Origin of the sequence: Pseudomonas sp. RW409, assembly GCF_003184125.1 — a bacterium.
GTDB classification, from domain to species: Bacteria; Pseudomonadota; Gammaproteobacteria; order Pseudomonadales; family Pseudomonadaceae; genus Aquipseudomonas; species Aquipseudomonas chlororaphis_I.
This window is the reverse complement of record NZ_QHHP01000021.1, coordinates 401,126-416,176: the sequence shown is the minus strand read 5'-3', so window position 1 is coordinate 416,176 and position 15,051 is coordinate 401,126. Positions and strand designations below refer to the sequence as shown.

Here is a 15,051-nt window from a genome sequence, read left to right as displayed (position 1 = left end):
TGCCTGCGAGGGGCTTACCCCTCGCGAAGTACTGTCAGCGGGCTGGCATTCAATGCCCGGCGCGTTCCATAGACACCGGCACCTCCGATCAGCAGAGCTCCGATAATGGGCAGGAGCAGCAGCCAGGGATGTGGATGCCAGGGCAGGTCGAAGGCAAAGCGATAGAGCACCAGGCTCACCAATTCCGATCCCAATGCGGCCAGTAGCCCGCTGACGGCTCCCAGCAGCCCGAACTCGATACGCCGGGCCTTGACCAGTAATTGTCGTTCCGCCCCCAGCGCCCGTAGCAGGGCGCCCTGACGAATACGCTCGTCCAGGGTGGCCTGCAGTCCGGAAAACAGCACGGCCATGCCGGCGGCGAGTACGAACAACAGCACGTATTCCACGGCCAGGGTGACCTGGGCCAGGATGCTGCGCAGTTGTTCGAGCAAGGCCTCCACTTGCAGGATGGTCACTGCCGGGAAGGCCCTGGACAGCTCGACCACCTGCTGGTCGTGGCCCGCAGCCAGATAGAAGCTGGTCAGGTAAGTGGCAGGCAAATCCCGCAGCGTGCCCGGCTGAAAGATCATGAAAAAGTTGGGCTGGAAATTGTCCCAGTTGATTTCCCTCAGGCTGGTCACCCTGGCCTCGCGATTGACTCCGCCGACGCTGAACGTCATCTGGTCGCCAAGTTTGAGTTTCAGGCTTTCGGCCACTTGGGCCTCGACCGAGACGCCAGGCAAATCCCCTTCGGGCTGTTGCGCCCACCACGAGCCGCTGGTGATCTTATTGCCTTCTGGCAGATCCGCGGCCCAGGTCAGGCTCAAGTCCCGCTGTACGGCGCGGTCGCCACTGGAGTCCTTGCTGACGATTTCCCGGACCGGTTCGCCGTTGATGCTGATCAGCCGCCCTGGCACTACCGGATACAGGGGCGCGGAAGGAGCGGAAAGCGCCACCAGCTTGTCGGTGAAGGCCTGCTTGTCCGCGGGCAGGATATTCAGGGCGAAATAGTTCGGCGCGTTTTTGGGCAACTGGTTTTGCCAGGTGTCGAGCAGTTCTCCACGCAACAGCGCAATCAGGGCCATCGATAGCAGGATCAAGCCGAAGGCCAGGGATTGTCCGGCAGCGGCCAAGGGATGCCGCAGTAACTGGCCCAAACCCAGGCGCCATGGCAGCGACGCCTTGGCCAGCAAGCGACGCAGACTCTGCAGGGCCAGCAGCAGTAATCCACCCAGAACCAGGGCGGCAATGACGCCGCCACCGAGCAAGGCGAAGGTCAAGAGCAGATCCAGGCTCAGGCGCCACATGATCAGGCCCAGGGCCAGCAGGGCGGCGCCATAAACCATCCAGGTGCTTGGGGGGATCGGCAGCAGGTCACGACGCAACACCCGCAAGGGCGGGACACGCCCCAGCGCCGCCAAGGGCGGCAGGGCGAACCCCCCAAGCGCCACCAGGCCGGTACCGATACCGGCGACGGCGGGGAGCAATCCGCCGGGAGGCACATCGGTTGGTAGCAGGTCATGCAGCAGATAAAACAGCCCAAGCTGGGCGAGCCAGCCGAGCAGCGCACCGACGATGCTGGCCAGGATGCCGAGCAGGGCCAGTTGCAAGGTGAACAGCAGCATGGTTTCCCGGCGGGACAAGCCCAGGCAGCGCAGCAGCGCGCTGGCGTCGAAGCGGCGGGAGGCGAAGCGCGCGGCGGACAGGGCAACTGCCACGCCTGCCAGCAGCACCGCCACCAGGCTGGCCATGTTCAAGTAGCGTTCCGCCTTGCCCAGGGCTCCGCCGATCTGGCGGTTGCCATCTCGGGCATCCTGCAGGCGCTGATTGGCCGCCAGGCCAGGCTTGATCAATTGGCGATAGGTTTCCAGGGCGCTTCCTGGACCGCGCCAGAGTTCCTTGTAACTGACCCGGCTGCCCGGTTGCACCACGCCGGTGGCGTTCAGGTCGCTCAGGTTGATCAGTACCCTGGGTGTCAGGCTATAGAAGTTGCCGGCGCGATCCGGTTCGTAAGTCAGTACCCGGCTCAGGCGCAGGGTTTTCATCCCGACGTCGATGCTGTCGCCGATTTTCAGGTCCAGCGCGGTCAACAATCGGGCTTCGACCCAGGCTTCGCCTGGTTGTGGACCGCCGCCGATTTCTTCCGCCGCGTAAGGGGCCGGGGCACTTTTCAGCTGGCCGCGCAGCGGGTAGGCGTCGTCCGCGGCCTTGATACTGGACAGCTGGATGCCATTGTCGGTGGCGATCACACTGGAGAACTCCACCACCTGCGCATGTTGCAGGCCCAGTTCCCGGCCGCTTTGGATCTGTTCGGGCCTTGCCGGAGAGCTGCTTTCCAGCAGCAGGTCCGCGCCGAGAAACTCCGTGGCGCGCAGCAGCATCGCGCCGTTGAGGCGCGCGCCGAAATAGCCGATGGCAGTGCTGGCGGCTACCGCCACTACCAGGGCGAAGAACAATACCCGCAGTTCTCCGGCGCGGGCGTCGCGCAGAAGTTGGCGAATGGCAAGGCTGAACAGGCGCAACAGCGGCAGGCGTGCCATCAAGGCTCCAGGGGGGCGACCAGCAGGCCGGCTTCAAGGCGGATCAGGCGCCGGCAACGATGGGCCAGGCGTTCATCGTGAGTGACCAGGACCAGCGTCGTGCCGCTTTCCTTGTTCAGATCGAACAGCAGGTCGCTGATGCGCTCACCGGTGTGGCTGTCGAGGTTGCCGGTCGGCTCGTCGGCGAACAGCACGTCAGGCTCGGCGGCGAAGGCGCGGGCGATGGCTACCCGCTGTTGTTCGCCACCTGAGAGCTGGCGAGGCGAGTGGCTCAGGCGTTGCCCGAGCCCGACGCGCTGGAGCAGTTCGGTCGCACGCTCGCGGGCATCACGGCGGCCATCCAGCTCCAGGGGCAACATCACGTTCTCCAGGGCATTGAGGCTGTCGAGCAGTTGGAACGACTGGAAGACGAAGCCCACATGCTCGGCGCGGATTCGGGCGCGCTGGTCTTCGTCCAATGTGCCGAGGCTGCGGCCGGCCAGGGTGACCTCACCGCTGCTGGGCAGGTCGAGCCCGGCCAGCAGGCCGAGCAGGGTGGATTTTCCGGAGCCGGAACTGCCGACGATGGCCAGGCTGTCGCCTTTGTTCAGTTCCAGGCTGAGTTCGTGCAGGATGGTCAGTTCACCTTCCGCGCTGGGAACCACTTTGCTAAGGTTCCGCGCAGTGAGAATGCTTGCGCCCATGGAGAATCCGATGCGTGTGTGGTTTTTGAGTGCTGGCCTGGCCTTGATGTGCATGGCCCAGAACGCAGCGGCGGGTACAGTCCTGATCGTTGGCGATAGTATCAGCGCGGCTTTCGGCCTGGATACCCGGCAGGGGTGGGTGGCATTGCTCGAGCAGCGGCTCAAGAGCGAAGGTTTCGACGATGAGGTGGTCAATGCTTCCATCAGCGGCGACACCAGTGCAGGTGGCCAGGCGCGGCTGCCGGCGCTGCTTGCAGAGCACAAGCCGGAGCTGGTGATTCTCGAATTGGGCGGCAACGATGGCCTGCGCGGGCAACTGCCCACGCAATTGCAACAAAATCTTGCTTCGATGATCGACAGCTCCAAGGCCAGTGGTGCCAAGGTGCTGTTGCTTGGCATGCAGCTGCCACCCAATTACGGCGTGCGCTACACCCAGGCGTTTGCCGAGGTGTACAGCAAGCTCGCGAATGAAAAAAACGTGGCGCTGGTGCCGTTTTTTCTGGAAGGGGTCGGCGGTAATCCCGAGCTGATGCAGGCCGATGGCATCCACCCCGCGGTCGCTGCTCAGGGCAAGTTGCTGGAAAATGTCTGGCCGACGCTAAAACCGCTGCTTTGACGCTTTTCTACCGGCAGTGTTTCGGCTAATGTGGCGCCCCCGATTTGGAGCCCCCGATGCCGCGTCCCGCCTGGTCCCTGTTTGCCTACCAACTGATCGAGCCTGACGAACAGCTCGACCTGTTCGCCTGCCAGGAAGTCCGGGTGCATCTGGTGACGCGTCAGCTGGAGTTGGGCGGCTCAGCCGATCGCACGTTGTGCGGCACCTTGCTGCCTGCGCAACCGCGCTGGTCGAGTGTCGACCGGACCATTTTCCAGGACCAGCGCCTGTGTCCGTTGTGCCGGGCAATCCTCGAATCGCAAAAGCGCGGCACGCCGCCGATCTGGCCAGAGTTGCGTTTCGAACTGTAAGGCAGCAAGTTCTCGCCCGGCCCCCTTCTTGCGTTGATGCAGCTGTCGCTCCCGCAGCCACGGGGGCGGGTGTACAATCACTTTTTTACTCGTTGATCATGCGAAGGATTTTCCGGATGTTGCCGCGCTTTCCTGTCGTCACCCGTTGCCTGACGCTTGCCGCCTTCTGTGTGGCTGGCCCCGTTGCCGCATTGGAACTGCCTCTACCTCCACCGGGCGAAGATATCGTCGGTCAGGTACAGGTGATCAAGGCCAAGTACGAAGACACCTTTGCCGACCTGGGCACGACCTACGACCTGGGCTATTACGAGATGGTCGCGGCCAACCCGGGAGTCGATCCCTGGTTGCCGGGCGCAGGCACCGAAGTGGTGTTGCCGACGCGCTTCATCCTGCCGCCGGGACCTCGTGAAGGCATCGTGATCAACCTCGCCGAATATCGCCTCTACTACTACCCGAAAGGGCGGAACGTGGTGTACACCTTCCCCCTGGGTATCGGCCGGGAAGGTTGGGGGTCGCCGATCGCCCATACCAGCATCGTCGCCAAGACTCCGAATCCGACCTGGACGCCGCCTGCCTCGATCAAGGCCGAGCACGCGGCTGACGGTGACCCACTGCCGAACGTGGTGCCGGCGGGGCCGGACAACCCGTTGGGACCATTCAAGTTTACCCTGGGCACGCCGGGCTACCTGATCCACGGTTCGAACAAGAAGTTCGGTATCGGCATGCGAACCAGCCACGGCTGCTTCCGGATGTTCAACAACAACGTCCTGGAAATGGCCAGCATGGTGCCGGTGGGGACATCGGTGCGCATCCTCAACGATCCGTACAAGTTCGGTATCAGCGCTGGCAAAGTTTATCTGGAGGCTCATACGCCGCTCGATGACAAGGGCAATCCGTCGGTCGTGGACAAACACACCGCGGTGATCAACGCCTTGCTCAAGCGTGAAGACCTGGCCAATAACCTGCGGATGAATTGGGATGTAGTGCGCGACGTGGTGGCGGCCGAAGATGGTTTGCCAGTAGAGATCGCCATACCGACCAATGCACCGGTGGTATCGGCGGTGCCTATCGATATGCAGCAGTAACGGCTGGAACAGCAACCCGTCGATGCTTCAGGGTGTCGACGGGTTTTTTATTGCCACAAGAAAATCCGGGCAATAAAAAAGCCGACCCAATAAATGGGTCGGCTCGATAACAATCCCGAGGGATTATTACTTGCGGCTAGCTTTTTCCAGCATACGCAGAGCGCGCTCGTTAGCTTCGTCAGCAGTCTGTTGTGCTTTTTGAGCAGCAGCCAGAGCTTCATCAGCTTTACGGTAGGCTTCGTCTGCACGAGCCTGGGCACGAGCTGCTGCGTCTTCAGTTGCAGTCAGACGAGCTTCGGTTTCTTTGGATACGCTGCTGCAACCGGTAGCCAGAACTGCGGCCAGAGCCAGAGCAGAGAATTTCAGAACGTTGTTCATCGTGTTCCCCTTCAAGGACTTTCTATTAAGTAGCTATCTCATCCGAGTGATGAAATGGCCGGCGTACATACTACCCATTACTTGTAGTAAGTAAACTGACGTAGCGCAAGAAGCAAAAAAAATTCTAGGCGTTGAATCTTTTTCGAGCAACTTTTTATCGATCTGTATAAAAAATACGCAACCTTGTCACCCTGTTGGGAGCTTGCGCTTGTTAAGCGCATCTGCCGCAGAGTCCCTTTGCATGGCGCTCGCGGAGTGTAGGCTAAAGTCTATCTATATCGATTCGTCTACACTTTTGTTCAGAATCTGTGGGGCGCCTCACGCATCTTTGTCCATGTTGAGGTGACTTTAAATGGGTGGGCTCGTCTTAAATCTCAACATCCGGCGATGTTCAGGTTGTTGATCATCAGGTGGTTGGATCGAGTGCTTTGCATGTATCCGGGAACAGGTCCGGGGGAAGCATCGACACTAAACTGGCCTGATGCCGGTAGCTTGAATGCAAGCGTCCCTTGAGCATTGGTGCCAATGGTGCCTACTATTTGAAACGTGCTCGGTCATGCGAGAGCGGCAAGCTCTGCTCGGTGTCCAGACAGGCACGGGGTGGCGTAGTTGTTCCTTCGCCGGAAAAACATCGGTAAGGTAGGGGTCAGAATCCAAGACCCGCGAGGAGTAGTGATGAGCGAGGCGTTGTCCATCCACCATGACCAGGCTGGTCATCAATTCGAGACCAATGTGGACGGTCATCGTGCCTACCTGACCTATATGGACCTGGGTAAGCAGACCCTGGATATTTATCGGACGTTCGTGCCTAACGCGCTGCGCGGCCGTGGTATTGCTGCGGCACTGACCGAGCAGGCGTTGGAATATGCTGATCGCATGGGGTACACGGTGATTCCGTCGTGCTCATATGTGGAGCGCTACATGGAGCGCCATCAGCGCCACGCCGCGAAACTCTGAGCGGGGACACCAAAAAAAACGCCGGGCTTGGCCCGGCGTTTTTGTGTCTGCGATACGGGATCAGGTGCGAACCCGTTTAGGCAGGACGTCCTTGAGCTTGGCGTGCATGCTGCGCAAGGTTTTCTCGGTGCTTTCCCAATCGATGCAGGCATCGGTGATCGACACGCCGTATTGCAGTTCGGCCAGGTCCTTGGGAATGGCCTGGCAGCCCCAGTTCAGATGGCTTTCGACCATCAGACCGATGATCGACTGGTTGCCTTCGAGAATCTGGTTGGCCACGTTCTCCATTACCAGTGGCTGCAAGGCCGGATCCTTGTTGGAGTTGGCGTGGCTGCAGTCGACCATGATGTTCGGCTTGATCTTCGCCTTGTTCAGCGCCTGCTCGCAGAGGGCGACACTGACCGAGTCATAGTTCGGCTTGCCATTGCCACCGCGCAGAACCACGTGACCGTAGGCATTGCCCTTGGTGGTGACGATGGATACGCCACCTTCCTGGTTGATGCCGAGGAAACGGTGAGGGCTGGAAACCGATTGCAGGGCATTGATGGCAACGGTCAGGCCGCCGTCGGTGCCGTTCTTGAAACCTACTGCCGAAGACAGGCCGGAAGCCATCTCGCGGTGGGTCTGGGATTCGGTGGTACGCGCACCGATCGCCGACCAGCTGATCAGGTCCTGCAGGTATTGCGGGGAGATCGGGTCCAGCGCTTCGGTGGCGGTCGGCAGGCCCATCTCGGCCAGGTCCAGCAGCAGCTGGCGACCGATGTGCAGACCGTCCTGGATCTTGAACGAGTCGTCCAGGTACGGGTCGTTGATCAAGCCTTTCCAGCCAACGGTGGTCCGTGGTTTCTCGAAGTACACGCGCATCACCAGGTAAAGGGTGTCGGAGACTTCGGCGGCCAGGACTTTCAGGCGCTCGGCATACTCGTGGGCAGCCTTGATGTCGTGGATCGAGCAAGGGCCGATGACGACGAACAGACGGTGGTCGGTGCCGTCGAGAATATTGCGGATCACTTCGCGACCCTTGGTCACGGTGCGCAGGGCGGCGTCGCTCAGCGGAATGTCGCGCTTGAGCTGGTCGGGAGTGATCAGGGTTTCGTTGGAGGCGACGTTAAGGTCGTTGATCGGTAAATCAGCCATCGTGTTACTCGTCAGGTCACGGGTGCCGGCCGCCAGCGATCCCCGCGCGGCGGTGCACAGCGGATTTAAGCGCGTCGGGGAGCCGAACCTTAGCGCGTTACACCGGGGCTCGACAATGGGCAGAGGCGGGTTTAATCCAGCGCTGGCTGCATAAAAGCCTGATGAACCCGGTCGTGGGAGAACTCGGCGGCGTGCTGTTCGACCCATTGCTGGGCCAGGGTTTCGATCTGTCGCTGCTCGGCCTGGGGCTCATGCAGGTGGCAGTAGTGGGCGATCTGGCACACCTGCTCACTCATTCGGGCACGGAACAGGGTCTGTTCGTCGATGAAGGCGATCCCCACCAGGTAGCCACGCTTGCGTCGCAGGCACCAGGCCACATAGCCGTTGTAGCGGGCGTTTTCACCCAGAGTGGGCATGCAGATTTCCAGTGCAGTGCCGCGGCGCCAGGCGCGGTGATAATTGCAAGCCATGCCGCCGAGGCTGATAGTGTGCAACCGTTGACGCGAAATGCATGCGTGCTTGCGTAAGGTCAACTCAACCGGAACATCGTCAGGATGAGGAATGAAACGTCCCATGAACGCGGACTCCGAGTGTCGGCTATGTGACATTGTTTCTCCCAGTATAGTGGTCGAATTGGAGCTGACTGATTTCGATATCGATCAGCGGCTGTTGGCGATGAGCGGTGTTTCGCTGGTGATATTCACCAGCGTCGGCTGCGCCAGTTGTCGCTGGGCCCGGCAGCAGTTGCCCGGCTTCGATCTGCCGATCGAGCGGTTGTGCTGGATCGATGCGGGAAACAATGGCGGCGCGGTCGAGCGTTATCAGGTGTTTCACTTGCCGGCACTGTTCGTGGTGCGCGACGGTGAGTTTTATGGGGCCTTGCAGTCGCGCCTGACACCCGGCGAGCTCGGCGAGCGACTGGCACAGGCGCTGAATCGAATTCCAGAGGAGTTGCCTTGATGGAAGCAGTCCACACGCCGCGAATCGGCATTATCGGTACCGGAGCGATCGGTGGTTTCTACGGGATGCTGCTGGCGCGAGCCGGCCTGGATGTGCATTTCCTGCTGCGCAGCGAATTCGCCGCGGTCACCGAGCGGGGTTTGCAACTGCATAGCGCGGTGCATGGTGAGCTGACCCTGAACCCGGTCCAGGCCTATGCCAGTGCCGAAGACATGCCGCCCTGCGATTGGCTGCTGGTGGGAGCCAAGACCACCAGCAACGCCGAGTTGGCTCCGGCGATTCTTCGTGCGGCGGCTCCTGGCGCCAAGGTGCTGTTACTGCAGAATGGCCTGGATGTGGAGGACGGCTTGCGCGACCTGCTTCCCGACTCGCTGCATCTGTTGGGCGGCCTGTGTTTTATCTGCGTGCACCGTGCCGGGCCCGGGGTGATCGAGCATCAGGCGCTGGGCGCGGTGAACCTGGGGTATCACAGTGGCCCGGCCGCGCAGGACGAATCGCAGCGCCAGGCAATAGTGGAAGAGGGCGCCGCGCTATTCCGCAAGGCCAGTATTGATTCCCAGGCCATGGCCAACCTGCAGCAGGCGCGCTGGCAGAAACTGGTGTGGAACGTGCCGTACAACGGTTTGTCGGTATTGCTCAACGCCAGCACCACGCCGCTGATGGCCGATGCCGACAGCCGCGAGCTGATTCAGGCCTTGATGCGTGAAGTGGTGCAAGGCGCCCTGGCCTGTGGTCACAGCATGCCGGACGGCTATGCTGAGCACTTGTTCAAGGTGACCGAAAGCATGCCGGACTATTGGCCGAGTATGTACCACGACTACCGGCACAAGCGAGCGCTGGAGTTGTCGGCCATCTACGCCGCGCCATTGGCCGCGGCCAGGGCAGCGGGATGCGAACTGCCGAAAATGGAAGCCTTGTATCGGACGTTGAGTTTTATCGACCGGCATAACGTTTGATCGCAGCATCGGGGGGAAGCGATATGGCAAAGGGCTTGGGCGGTAAACTGGTGGTGGCGATTTCGTCACGGGCCCTGTTCGATCTCAGCGAAAGCCATAAGGTCTATCTGGCCGAGGGGGTCGAGGCCTACCGCAAGTATCAGATCGATCACGAGGAGGAATCCCTCGAACCGGGCGATGCTTTTCCCCTGGTGAAAAAACTCTTGAGCCTCAATGCCAGCCTCGGCCGGGCGCGGGTCGAGGTGGTGCTGGTGTCGCGTAACAGTGCCGACACAGGGCTGCGGGTCTTCAACTCGATCCAGCATTACGGCCTGGATATTTCCCGGGCCGCTTTTGTTGGTGGGCGCAGCCCTTATCCCTACCTCGCGGCCTTTGGCTGCGACCTGTTTCTTTCCACTCACGCCGAAGATGTGCGCAGCGCACTGGACGCCGGGTTTGCCGCGGCGACCATTCTTTCCGGTGGCGCCCGGCGCGCCGCCAGCGCCGAACTGCGGATCGCCTTCGACGGCGACGCCGTGCTGTTTTCCGATGAGTCGGAGCGGGTCTATCAACTCGGTGGCCTGGAAGCCTTCCAGGCCAAGGAGCGCGAGTCCGCCCGCGAGCCGTTGCGCGGGGGGCTGTTCAAAGGCTTCCTTGCCGCGCTCAATCTGCTGCAGCGCGAGTTCCCCGACGATGATTGTCCGATCCGTACCGCCTTGGTGACGGCACGTTCGGCACCGGCCCATGAGCGGGTTATTCGGACCTTGCGCGAATGGGACATCCGCCTGGACGAATCGTTGTTCCTGGGCGGCCTGGAGAAGGCTGCCTTTCTCGAAGCCTTCGCCGCCGATGTGTTCTTCGACGATCAGGCGGGCCATTGCGAACTGGCTCGCGAAGTGGTCGCCACCGGCCATGTACCCCATGGCATCAGCAACGAAACCAAGGTTTAGCTCAATGTTCACGGGCTTGCGCGGGACGTCGTAGTCGCCTTGGCACTGCTAAGCTGAATCAATCTCCGCCATATTGGCAGTCGAGGAGGTCATATGATTCGTTCGATGCTGTATGCCACTGACCTCGGTCTGTATGCGCCCTATGTGATGCAACATGCCCTGGAGCTGGCTCGAACATTCAATGCCGACTTGCACGTGGTTCATGCGGTGGAGCCCATGGGGCTGTTTGCCGAATCGGTGTTGCAGAGTTATCTCGACGAGCAGGCCCTGAATGAGTTTCACAGTCAGGGCCTGAACACGGTGATGGCGAATATCGAGCAACGGGTACTCGACAGCTTTCGCGAAGAGTTGGGGGAGGGCATGCAGGATCTCGCGCTGATTCAGTCGGTCCGGGTCTTTCAGGGGGACCCCTCGCAAGTCATTCTCGAACAGGCGTCGAAACTCTCTGTGGATTTGTTGATCGTAGGAAGTCACAGCCATGGGGCGGGTGGTGAAACCCCATTGGGCAGGACGGCCGCCAGGGTACTGCAACTGGCCAAGGTTCCGGTTTACCTGGTGCCCTTGGTGCAGCGTCGACGGTTCGGAGATATCTGACGCGGCTATTGGAATTTTCTTAAGAAAAGTTCTAGATTTATTCTTCGAACCATTAATATAGTTATATACCGTCGCTGATGCCCGTGGCGTCTACCTGCTTTGAGGGATTCATATGAAGCTTCAACAATTGCGCTACATCTGGGAAGTGGCGCACCACGACCTCAACGTCTCTGCTACAGCCCAAAGCCTTTATACGTCGCAACCGGGTATCAGCAAGCAGATTCGCCTGCTCGAGGACGAGCTGGGGGTCGAGGTATTCGCTCGTAGCGGCAAGCACCTGACTCGCGTCACCCCGGCTGGCGAACGCATCATCACTACCGCTGGCGAGATCCTGCGCAAGGTCGAAAGCATCAAGCAGATCGCCCAGGAATTCTCCAACGAGAAGAAGGGCACCCTGTCGATCGCCACCACCCACACCCAGGCCCGTTATGCCTTGCCGCCGGTGATCAGCAGCTTCATCAAGCAGTACCCGGATGTGGCGTTGCACATGCATCAGGGTTCGCCGATGCAGATCGCCGAAATGGCCGCCGATGGCACCGTCGACTTCGCCATCGCCACCGAAGCGCTGGAGCTGTTCGGTGACCTGGTGATGATGCCGTGCTACCGCTGGAACCGTTGCGTGGTGGTACCGCAGGGCCACCCGCTGACCAAGTTGCCGAAGCTGACCCTGGAAACCCTCGCCGAATACCCGATCGTGACTTACGTGTTCGGTTTCACCGGCCGTTCCAAGCTCGACGAAGCCTTCAGCCATCGCGGTCTGACGCCGAAGGTGGTGTTCACCGCCGCCGACGCCGACGTGATCAAGACTTACGTACGCCTGGGCCTGGGTGTGGGCATCGTCGCCAAGATGGCGGTCGATACCAAGCTTGATAGTGACCTGGTGGTACTGGATGCCAGCGAGCTGTTCGAGTCGAGCATCACCAAGATCGGTTTCCGCCGTGGCACTTTCCTGCGTGGCTTCATGTGCGACTTCATCGAGAAGTTCGCGCCGCATCTGACGCGCGAAGTGATGGCCAAGGCCATTCAGTGCCACAACAAGCAGGAACTCGAAGAGCTGTTCGACGGCGTCGAACTGCCTGTCCACTAAGTCGTCGGGCTCACTTGACCTCGGTGACCGCGAACTGTTGCCGAGCGCCCGCGACGACGATCTCCAGCTCATCCCCCTCGAACTTGCCCAGCAGGCCTTTGCCCAGCGGTGAACGAGGGGTGATGACGGTCACCGGTTGCCCCACCACCTCGACCTTCAGCCCCGCCCCATCTGGCGCCAGGAACAGCCATTGTTCGTGGCCGTTTTCGTCTTCGAGGCCCAGCAGCGCGCCGACCTGGATACCAACCTGCTCGTCGTACGGGCGCAGGGTCAGGTTCTGGCAGAGCGCCAGCGCCTGCCGGATTTCCTCGACGCGCCTGGCCTGGCCGGCGGCGAGATAGGACGCCTCCAGCCCCAGGGTGTCGTACTTGTTTTCGGCAATGTTCTCTTCGTGGGTCGCCGCCTCATAGGCGGTCTGCGCCGCACGCTGGGCGATCTCCAGATCGCCGCGGAGCTTGTCGAGAATCAGTTGGTGGACAGTAGGCTTGTGCATGGTCAGGTTCAGGCTCAATCGCAGAATTGCAGGACGTTGGCCCGGCTCTTTTCGCTCGGCGCCGTCTGGTCCTGTTGCAACCAGAACTGGCATTTCGGGTTGGACTGGTTGCGCAGGTTGCTGCGTGCATTATCCAGTGCCTGCTGCTGTTCGTTCTTGCGCAGGTTTTCCTGGTATTGCTCGAACATGCGGTTGGAGGCGGCCGACTCCGTGCTGGGCGGTTTTGTCAGCTGTTGCACGGCCTGGGCGACGGGCGCCAATTGCTGGTCGAACAGAAAACGCCAGGCCAGCCAGCAGGTCAGGGCGATTGCCAGAAAACCCAGCCACAATCCCAGGGCAATACTGCCGCTGAGCTGAAGTGCGTTTACGCTGATACGTAATGATCGACGGGGTGTCGGGCGATAGGGCATGGCAGCCTCCTGGCAGGCGGTGTCGGCAAGCCGTGATTGTCGCACGAAGATTATCGGCATTGGCTCTTCTGTCTGTGGCGATTTATGCGGACAATCGGCGCTTTTGCCAAACGGAGCCCGGAATGAAAGCCTCCTGGGATATTTTCTGCAGCGTCGTCGACAACTACGGCGATATCGGCGTGACCTGGCGGCTGGCCCGGCAACTGGTGGCCGAGCATCAGTGCGCGGTGCGGCTGTGGGTGGATGACCTGCGGGCCTTCGAGCGTTTGTGTCCACCGATCGATGTCGCCTTGCCTCAGCAATGGCAGGAAGGCGTCGATGTGCGCCACTGGCCGGCCGAGTGGTCGCCGGTGGCGGCTGCGGATGTGGTGATCGCGGCCTTTGCCTGCCAGTTGCCACCGGCTTATATGGAGGCGATGGCCGAGCGTGAACATACCCCTTTGTGGCTGAACCTCGATTACCTCAGCGCCGAGGCCTGGGTGACCGGCTGCCACGGCCTGCCCTCGGTGAAGTTCAAGGGCGTGCAGAAGTACTTCTTTTTCCCTGGCTTTCAGGCCGGCACCGGTGGCTTGCTGCGCGAGGCGGGGTTGTTGGAGCGACGCAGGGCGTTTCAGCAGGATCCGCGGGCTCGGCAACATTTCCTTGAAGGACTGGGCGTCTTTGCCGCACCCGACGCCCGCCTGATGTCGCTATTCGCCTATGAGAACGCCGGTCTGGCCAGTTGGCTGGACGCGCTGGCTGCCGACTCGCGGGCTACCCATCTGCTGGTTCCCGAAGGTCGGATCCTTGGTGACGTGCAACACTGGCTGGGTGTCGAGGCACTGGCGGCGGGTGCGGTGCAGGTCCGTGGGGCGTTGACGGTGCAGGTGCTGCCATTCGTCCGACAGGAGGAATACGACCAGCTCCTGTGGGCCTGCGATTTCAACGCGGTACGCGGCGAGGACTCGTTCGTGCGCGCACAGTGGGCCGGCCGGCCGATGCTCTGGCACATTTATCAACAGGACGAAGACATCCACCTGGACAAGCTCGATGCCTTTCTCGAGCTTTATACACAGGGGCTGTCGCCAGAGGCCAAGGCGGCGCTGATCGACCTGTGGCGGGCCTGGAATGCCGGGGGCGAGATGGCACAGGCCTGGAAAAAACTGCTGGAACACTGGCCGGAAGTGACCGCTCACGCCGAAAAGTGGTGTCTGGTACAGGGCTCACAGCCCGATCTTGCTGCGGCGCTGGTGCAGTTTTACCTAAATTGGATATGATACGCGGCCTAGATTTTTGTAAATCCCATCCAAATTCGGATATTCGCAATGAAAACTGGTAAAGAACTCAAACCCGGTACCGTGATCCGTATCGACAACGATCCTTGGCTGGTTCAGAAAGCTGAATTCACCAAGTCCGGTCGTAACAGCGCGATCATGAAGACCAAACTGAAGAACCTGCTGACCGGTTACAAGACCGAAACCGTTTACGGTGCGGACGACAAACTGGACGACGTGATCCTGGATCGCAAAGAAGCGACCCTGTCGTTCATCAGCGGCGACACTTACACGTTCATGGACACCACCGACTACACCATGTACGAGCTGAACGCCGAAGACATCGAAGCCGTTCTGCCGTTCATCGAAGAAGGCATGACCGACGTTTGCGAAGCCGTGTTCTTCGAAGACCGTCTGGTTTCCGTTGACCTGCCGACCACCATCGTGCGCCAGGTTGACTACACCGAAGGTTCCGCTCGCGGCGACACTTCGGGCAAGGTGATGAAGCCTGCCAAACTGAAGAACGGTACCGAGCTGTCGGTTGCTGACTTTATCGAAATCGGCGACATGATCGAGATCGATACTCGCGAAGGCGGTTCCTACAAAGGCCGCGCCAAGGTTTAAGCTTCTGCTTGAATTCTCGC

The 15,051-nt window shown here is 60.7% G+C and carries 18 protein-coding genes; 11 read left to right on the top strand and 7 right to left on the bottom strand.

Going from position 1 to position 15,051, the window contains the following annotated elements:
• Window positions 1-14: 14 nt before the first annotated feature.
• Together DK261_RS10670 and DK261_RS10665 are read right to left on the bottom strand one after the other, a co-directional pair.
• On the bottom strand, window positions 15-2,519 hold the full coding sequence (locus DK261_RS10670; protein WP_110175690.1) for an ABC transporter permease: 2,505 nt from the start codon (window positions 2,517-2,519) through the stop codon (window positions 15-17).
• The gene (locus tag DK261_RS10665) at window positions 2,519-3,202 is read right to left on the bottom strand and encodes an ABC transporter ATP-binding protein (protein ID WP_009050136.1); all 684 of its coding nucleotides are present in this window, start codon (window positions 3,200-3,202) and stop codon (window positions 2,519-2,521) included. Before DK261_RS10665 ends, DK261_RS10670 begins: the two co-directional genes overlap by 1 nt.
• Window positions 3,203-3,212: 10 nt before the next feature.
• On the opposite strand from DK261_RS10665, the gene DK261_RS10660 reads away from it, so the two are divergent.
• The 3 genes from DK261_RS10660 to DK261_RS10650 all read left to right on the top strand — a co-directional run bounded on the left by DK261_RS10660 (window position 3,213) and on the right by DK261_RS10650 (window position 5,253).
• Window positions 3,213-3,818 carry an arylesterase gene (locus DK261_RS10660; RefSeq protein ID WP_009050135.1) on the top strand — a complete coding sequence of 202 codons (606 nt, stop codon included), beginning with the start codon at window positions 3,213-3,215 and terminating at the stop codon, window positions 3,816-3,818.
• A 56-nt stretch (window positions 3,819-3,874) separates the two neighbouring features.
• Window positions 3,875-4,168 (top strand): hypothetical protein, encoded by a 294-nt coding sequence (locus DK261_RS10655; RefSeq protein WP_007931378.1) that lies wholly within the window; start codon window positions 3,875-3,877, stop codon window positions 4,166-4,168.
• Window positions 4,169-4,284: 116 nt separating this feature from the next.
• Window positions 4,285-5,253, top strand: a complete 969-nt coding sequence (locus tag DK261_RS10650; protein WP_009044964.1) for a L,D-transpeptidase family protein — start codon at window positions 4,285-4,287, stop codon at window positions 5,251-5,253.
• A gap of 126 nt (window positions 5,254-5,379) precedes the next feature.
• Here the strand turns inward: DK261_RS10650 and oprI are convergent, their stop codons facing one another.
• Window positions 5,380-5,631 (bottom strand): outer membrane lipoprotei OprI, encoded by a 252-nt coding sequence (gene oprI, locus DK261_RS10645; RefSeq protein WP_003448337.1) that lies wholly within the window; start codon window positions 5,629-5,631, stop codon window positions 5,380-5,382.
• A gap of 675 nt (window positions 5,632-6,306) precedes the next feature.
• On the opposite strand from oprI, the gene DK261_RS10640 reads away from it, so the two are divergent.
• Window positions 6,307-6,588 carry a GNAT family N-acetyltransferase gene (locus tag DK261_RS10640; protein ID WP_007931380.1) on the top strand — a complete coding sequence of 94 codons (282 nt, stop codon included), beginning with the start codon at window positions 6,307-6,309 and terminating at the stop codon, window positions 6,586-6,588.
• A 60-nt stretch (window positions 6,589-6,648) separates the two neighbouring features.
• Here the strand turns inward: DK261_RS10640 and DK261_RS10635 are convergent, their stop codons facing one another.
• Both DK261_RS10635 and DK261_RS10630 read right to left on the bottom strand, forming a co-directional pair.
• Complete coding sequence (locus tag DK261_RS10635) at window positions 6,649-7,725, bottom strand: 3-deoxy-7-phosphoheptulonate synthase (RefSeq protein WP_009044963.1); 1,077 nt, start codon at window positions 7,723-7,725, stop codon at window positions 6,649-6,651.
• Window positions 7,726-7,856: 131 nt separating this feature from the next.
• Complete coding sequence (locus DK261_RS10630; protein ID WP_009050134.1) at window positions 7,857-8,300, bottom strand: PilZ domain-containing protein; 444 nt, start codon at window positions 8,298-8,300, stop codon at window positions 7,857-7,859.
• On the opposite strand from DK261_RS10630, the gene DK261_RS10625 reads away from it, so the two are divergent.
• From DK261_RS10625 to cysB, 5 genes are all read left to right on the top strand, one after another.
• Window positions 8,299-8,685 carry a co-chaperone YbbN gene (locus tag DK261_RS10625; RefSeq protein WP_009050133.1) on the top strand — a complete coding sequence of 129 codons (387 nt, stop codon included), beginning with the start codon at window positions 8,299-8,301 and terminating at the stop codon, window positions 8,683-8,685. The two genes, DK261_RS10630 and DK261_RS10625, sit on opposite strands and share 2 nt — an antisense overlap.
• Window positions 8,685-9,641, top strand: coding sequence for a putative 2-dehydropantoate 2-reductase (locus DK261_RS10620; RefSeq protein WP_016704335.1), 957 nt, complete (start codon window positions 8,685-8,687; stop codon window positions 9,639-9,641). The genes DK261_RS10625 and DK261_RS10620 overlap by 1 nt, the downstream gene beginning before the upstream one ends.
• A 23-nt stretch (window positions 9,642-9,664) precedes the next feature.
• Window positions 9,665-10,570, top strand: a complete 906-nt coding sequence (locus DK261_RS10615; protein ID WP_110175689.1) for a 5'-nucleotidase — start codon at window positions 9,665-9,667, stop codon at window positions 10,568-10,570.
• Window positions 10,571-10,663: 93 nt separating this feature from the next.
• Window positions 10,664-11,164: a universal stress protein gene (locus DK261_RS10610; protein WP_110175688.1), complete on the top strand. Its 501-nt coding sequence runs from the start codon at window positions 10,664-10,666 to the stop codon at window positions 11,162-11,164.
• Window positions 11,165-11,276: 112 nt separating this feature from the next.
• Window positions 11,277-12,251 carry an HTH-type transcriptional regulator CysB gene (cysB, locus tag DK261_RS10605; protein ID WP_007931387.1) on the top strand — a complete coding sequence of 325 codons (975 nt, stop codon included), beginning with the start codon at window positions 11,277-11,279 and terminating at the stop codon, window positions 12,249-12,251.
• Window positions 12,252-12,261: 10 nt separating this feature from the next.
• Here cysB and DK261_RS10600 read toward each other — a convergent pair whose 3' ends face one another.
• Window positions 12,262-12,744 carry an elongation factor GreAB gene (locus DK261_RS10600; protein ID WP_009050129.1) on the bottom strand — a complete coding sequence of 161 codons (483 nt, stop codon included), beginning with the start codon at window positions 12,742-12,744 and terminating at the stop codon, window positions 12,262-12,264.
• A gap of 14 nt (window positions 12,745-12,758) precedes the next feature.
• On the bottom strand, window positions 12,759-13,154 hold the full coding sequence (locus DK261_RS10595; RefSeq protein WP_016704332.1) for a hypothetical protein: 396 nt from the start codon (window positions 13,152-13,154) through the stop codon (window positions 12,759-12,761).
• 122 nt (window positions 13,155-13,276) lie between these two features.
• On the opposite strand from DK261_RS10595, the gene earP reads away from it, so the two are divergent.
• Together earP and DK261_RS10585 are read left to right on the top strand one after the other, a co-directional pair.
• Window positions 13,277-14,410, top strand: coding sequence for an elongation factor P maturation arginine rhamnosyltransferase EarP (gene earP / locus DK261_RS10590; protein ID WP_016704331.1), 1,134 nt, complete (start codon window positions 13,277-13,279; stop codon window positions 14,408-14,410).
• Between the two features lie 48 nt (window positions 14,411-14,458).
• A complete protein-coding gene (locus DK261_RS10585) occupies window positions 14,459-15,031 on the top strand; it encodes an elongation factor P (RefSeq protein ID WP_007931398.1) in 573 nt (190 codons plus the stop codon).
• Window positions 15,032-15,051: the final 20 nt, after the last annotated feature.

Coding starts and splice junctions, on each gene's coding strand:
- DK261_RS10665 (WP_009050136.1), bottom strand. CDS start 3,202: ATGGGCGCAAGCATTCTCACTGCGCGGAACCTTAGCAAAGTGGTTCCC.
- DK261_RS10650 (WP_009044964.1), top strand. CDS start 4,285: ATGTTGCCGCGCTTTCCTGTCGTCACCCGTTGCCTGACGCTTGCCGCC.
- DK261_RS10630 (WP_009050134.1), bottom strand. CDS start 8,300: ATGGGACGTTTCATTCCTCATCCTGACGATGTTCCGGTTGAGTTGACC.
- DK261_RS10635 (WP_009044963.1), bottom strand. CDS start 7,725: ATGGCTGATTTACCGATCAACGACCTTAACGTCGCCTCCAACGAAACC.
- DK261_RS10610 (WP_110175688.1), top strand. CDS start 10,664: ATGATTCGTTCGATGCTGTATGCCACTGACCTCGGTCTGTATGCGCCC.
- DK261_RS10585 (WP_007931398.1), top strand. CDS start 14,459: ATGAAAACTGGTAAAGAACTCAAACCCGGTACCGTGATCCGTATCGAC.
- DK261_RS10640 (WP_007931380.1), top strand. CDS start 6,307: ATGAGCGAGGCGTTGTCCATCCACCATGACCAGGCTGGTCATCAATTC.
- DK261_RS10620 (WP_016704335.1), top strand. CDS start 8,685: ATGGAAGCAGTCCACACGCCGCGAATCGGCATTATCGGTACCGGAGCG.
- DK261_RS10595 (WP_016704332.1), bottom strand. CDS start 13,154: ATGCCCTATCGCCCGACACCCCGTCGATCATTACGTATCAGCGTAAAC.
- oprI (WP_003448337.1), bottom strand. CDS start 5,631: ATGAACAACGTTCTGAAATTCTCTGCTCTGGCTCTGGCCGCAGTTCTG.
- cysB (WP_007931387.1), top strand. CDS start 11,277: ATGAAGCTTCAACAATTGCGCTACATCTGGGAAGTGGCGCACCACGAC.
- DK261_RS10660 (WP_009050135.1), top strand. CDS start 3,213: ATGCGTGTGTGGTTTTTGAGTGCTGGCCTGGCCTTGATGTGCATGGCC.
- DK261_RS10670 (WP_110175690.1), bottom strand. CDS start 2,519: ATGGCACGCCTGCCGCTGTTGCGCCTGTTCAGCCTTGCCATTCGCCAA.
- DK261_RS10625 (WP_009050133.1), top strand. CDS start 8,299: ATGAACGCGGACTCCGAGTGTCGGCTATGTGACATTGTTTCTCCCAGT.
- earP (WP_016704331.1), top strand. CDS start 13,277: ATGAAAGCCTCCTGGGATATTTTCTGCAGCGTCGTCGACAACTACGGC.
- DK261_RS10600 (WP_009050129.1), bottom strand. CDS start 12,744: ATGCACAAGCCTACTGTCCACCAACTGATTCTCGACAAGCTCCGCGGC.
- DK261_RS10655 (WP_007931378.1), top strand. CDS start 3,875: ATGCCGCGTCCCGCCTGGTCCCTGTTTGCCTACCAACTGATCGAGCCT.
- DK261_RS10615 (WP_110175689.1), top strand. CDS start 9,665: ATGGCAAAGGGCTTGGGCGGTAAACTGGTGGTGGCGATTTCGTCACGG.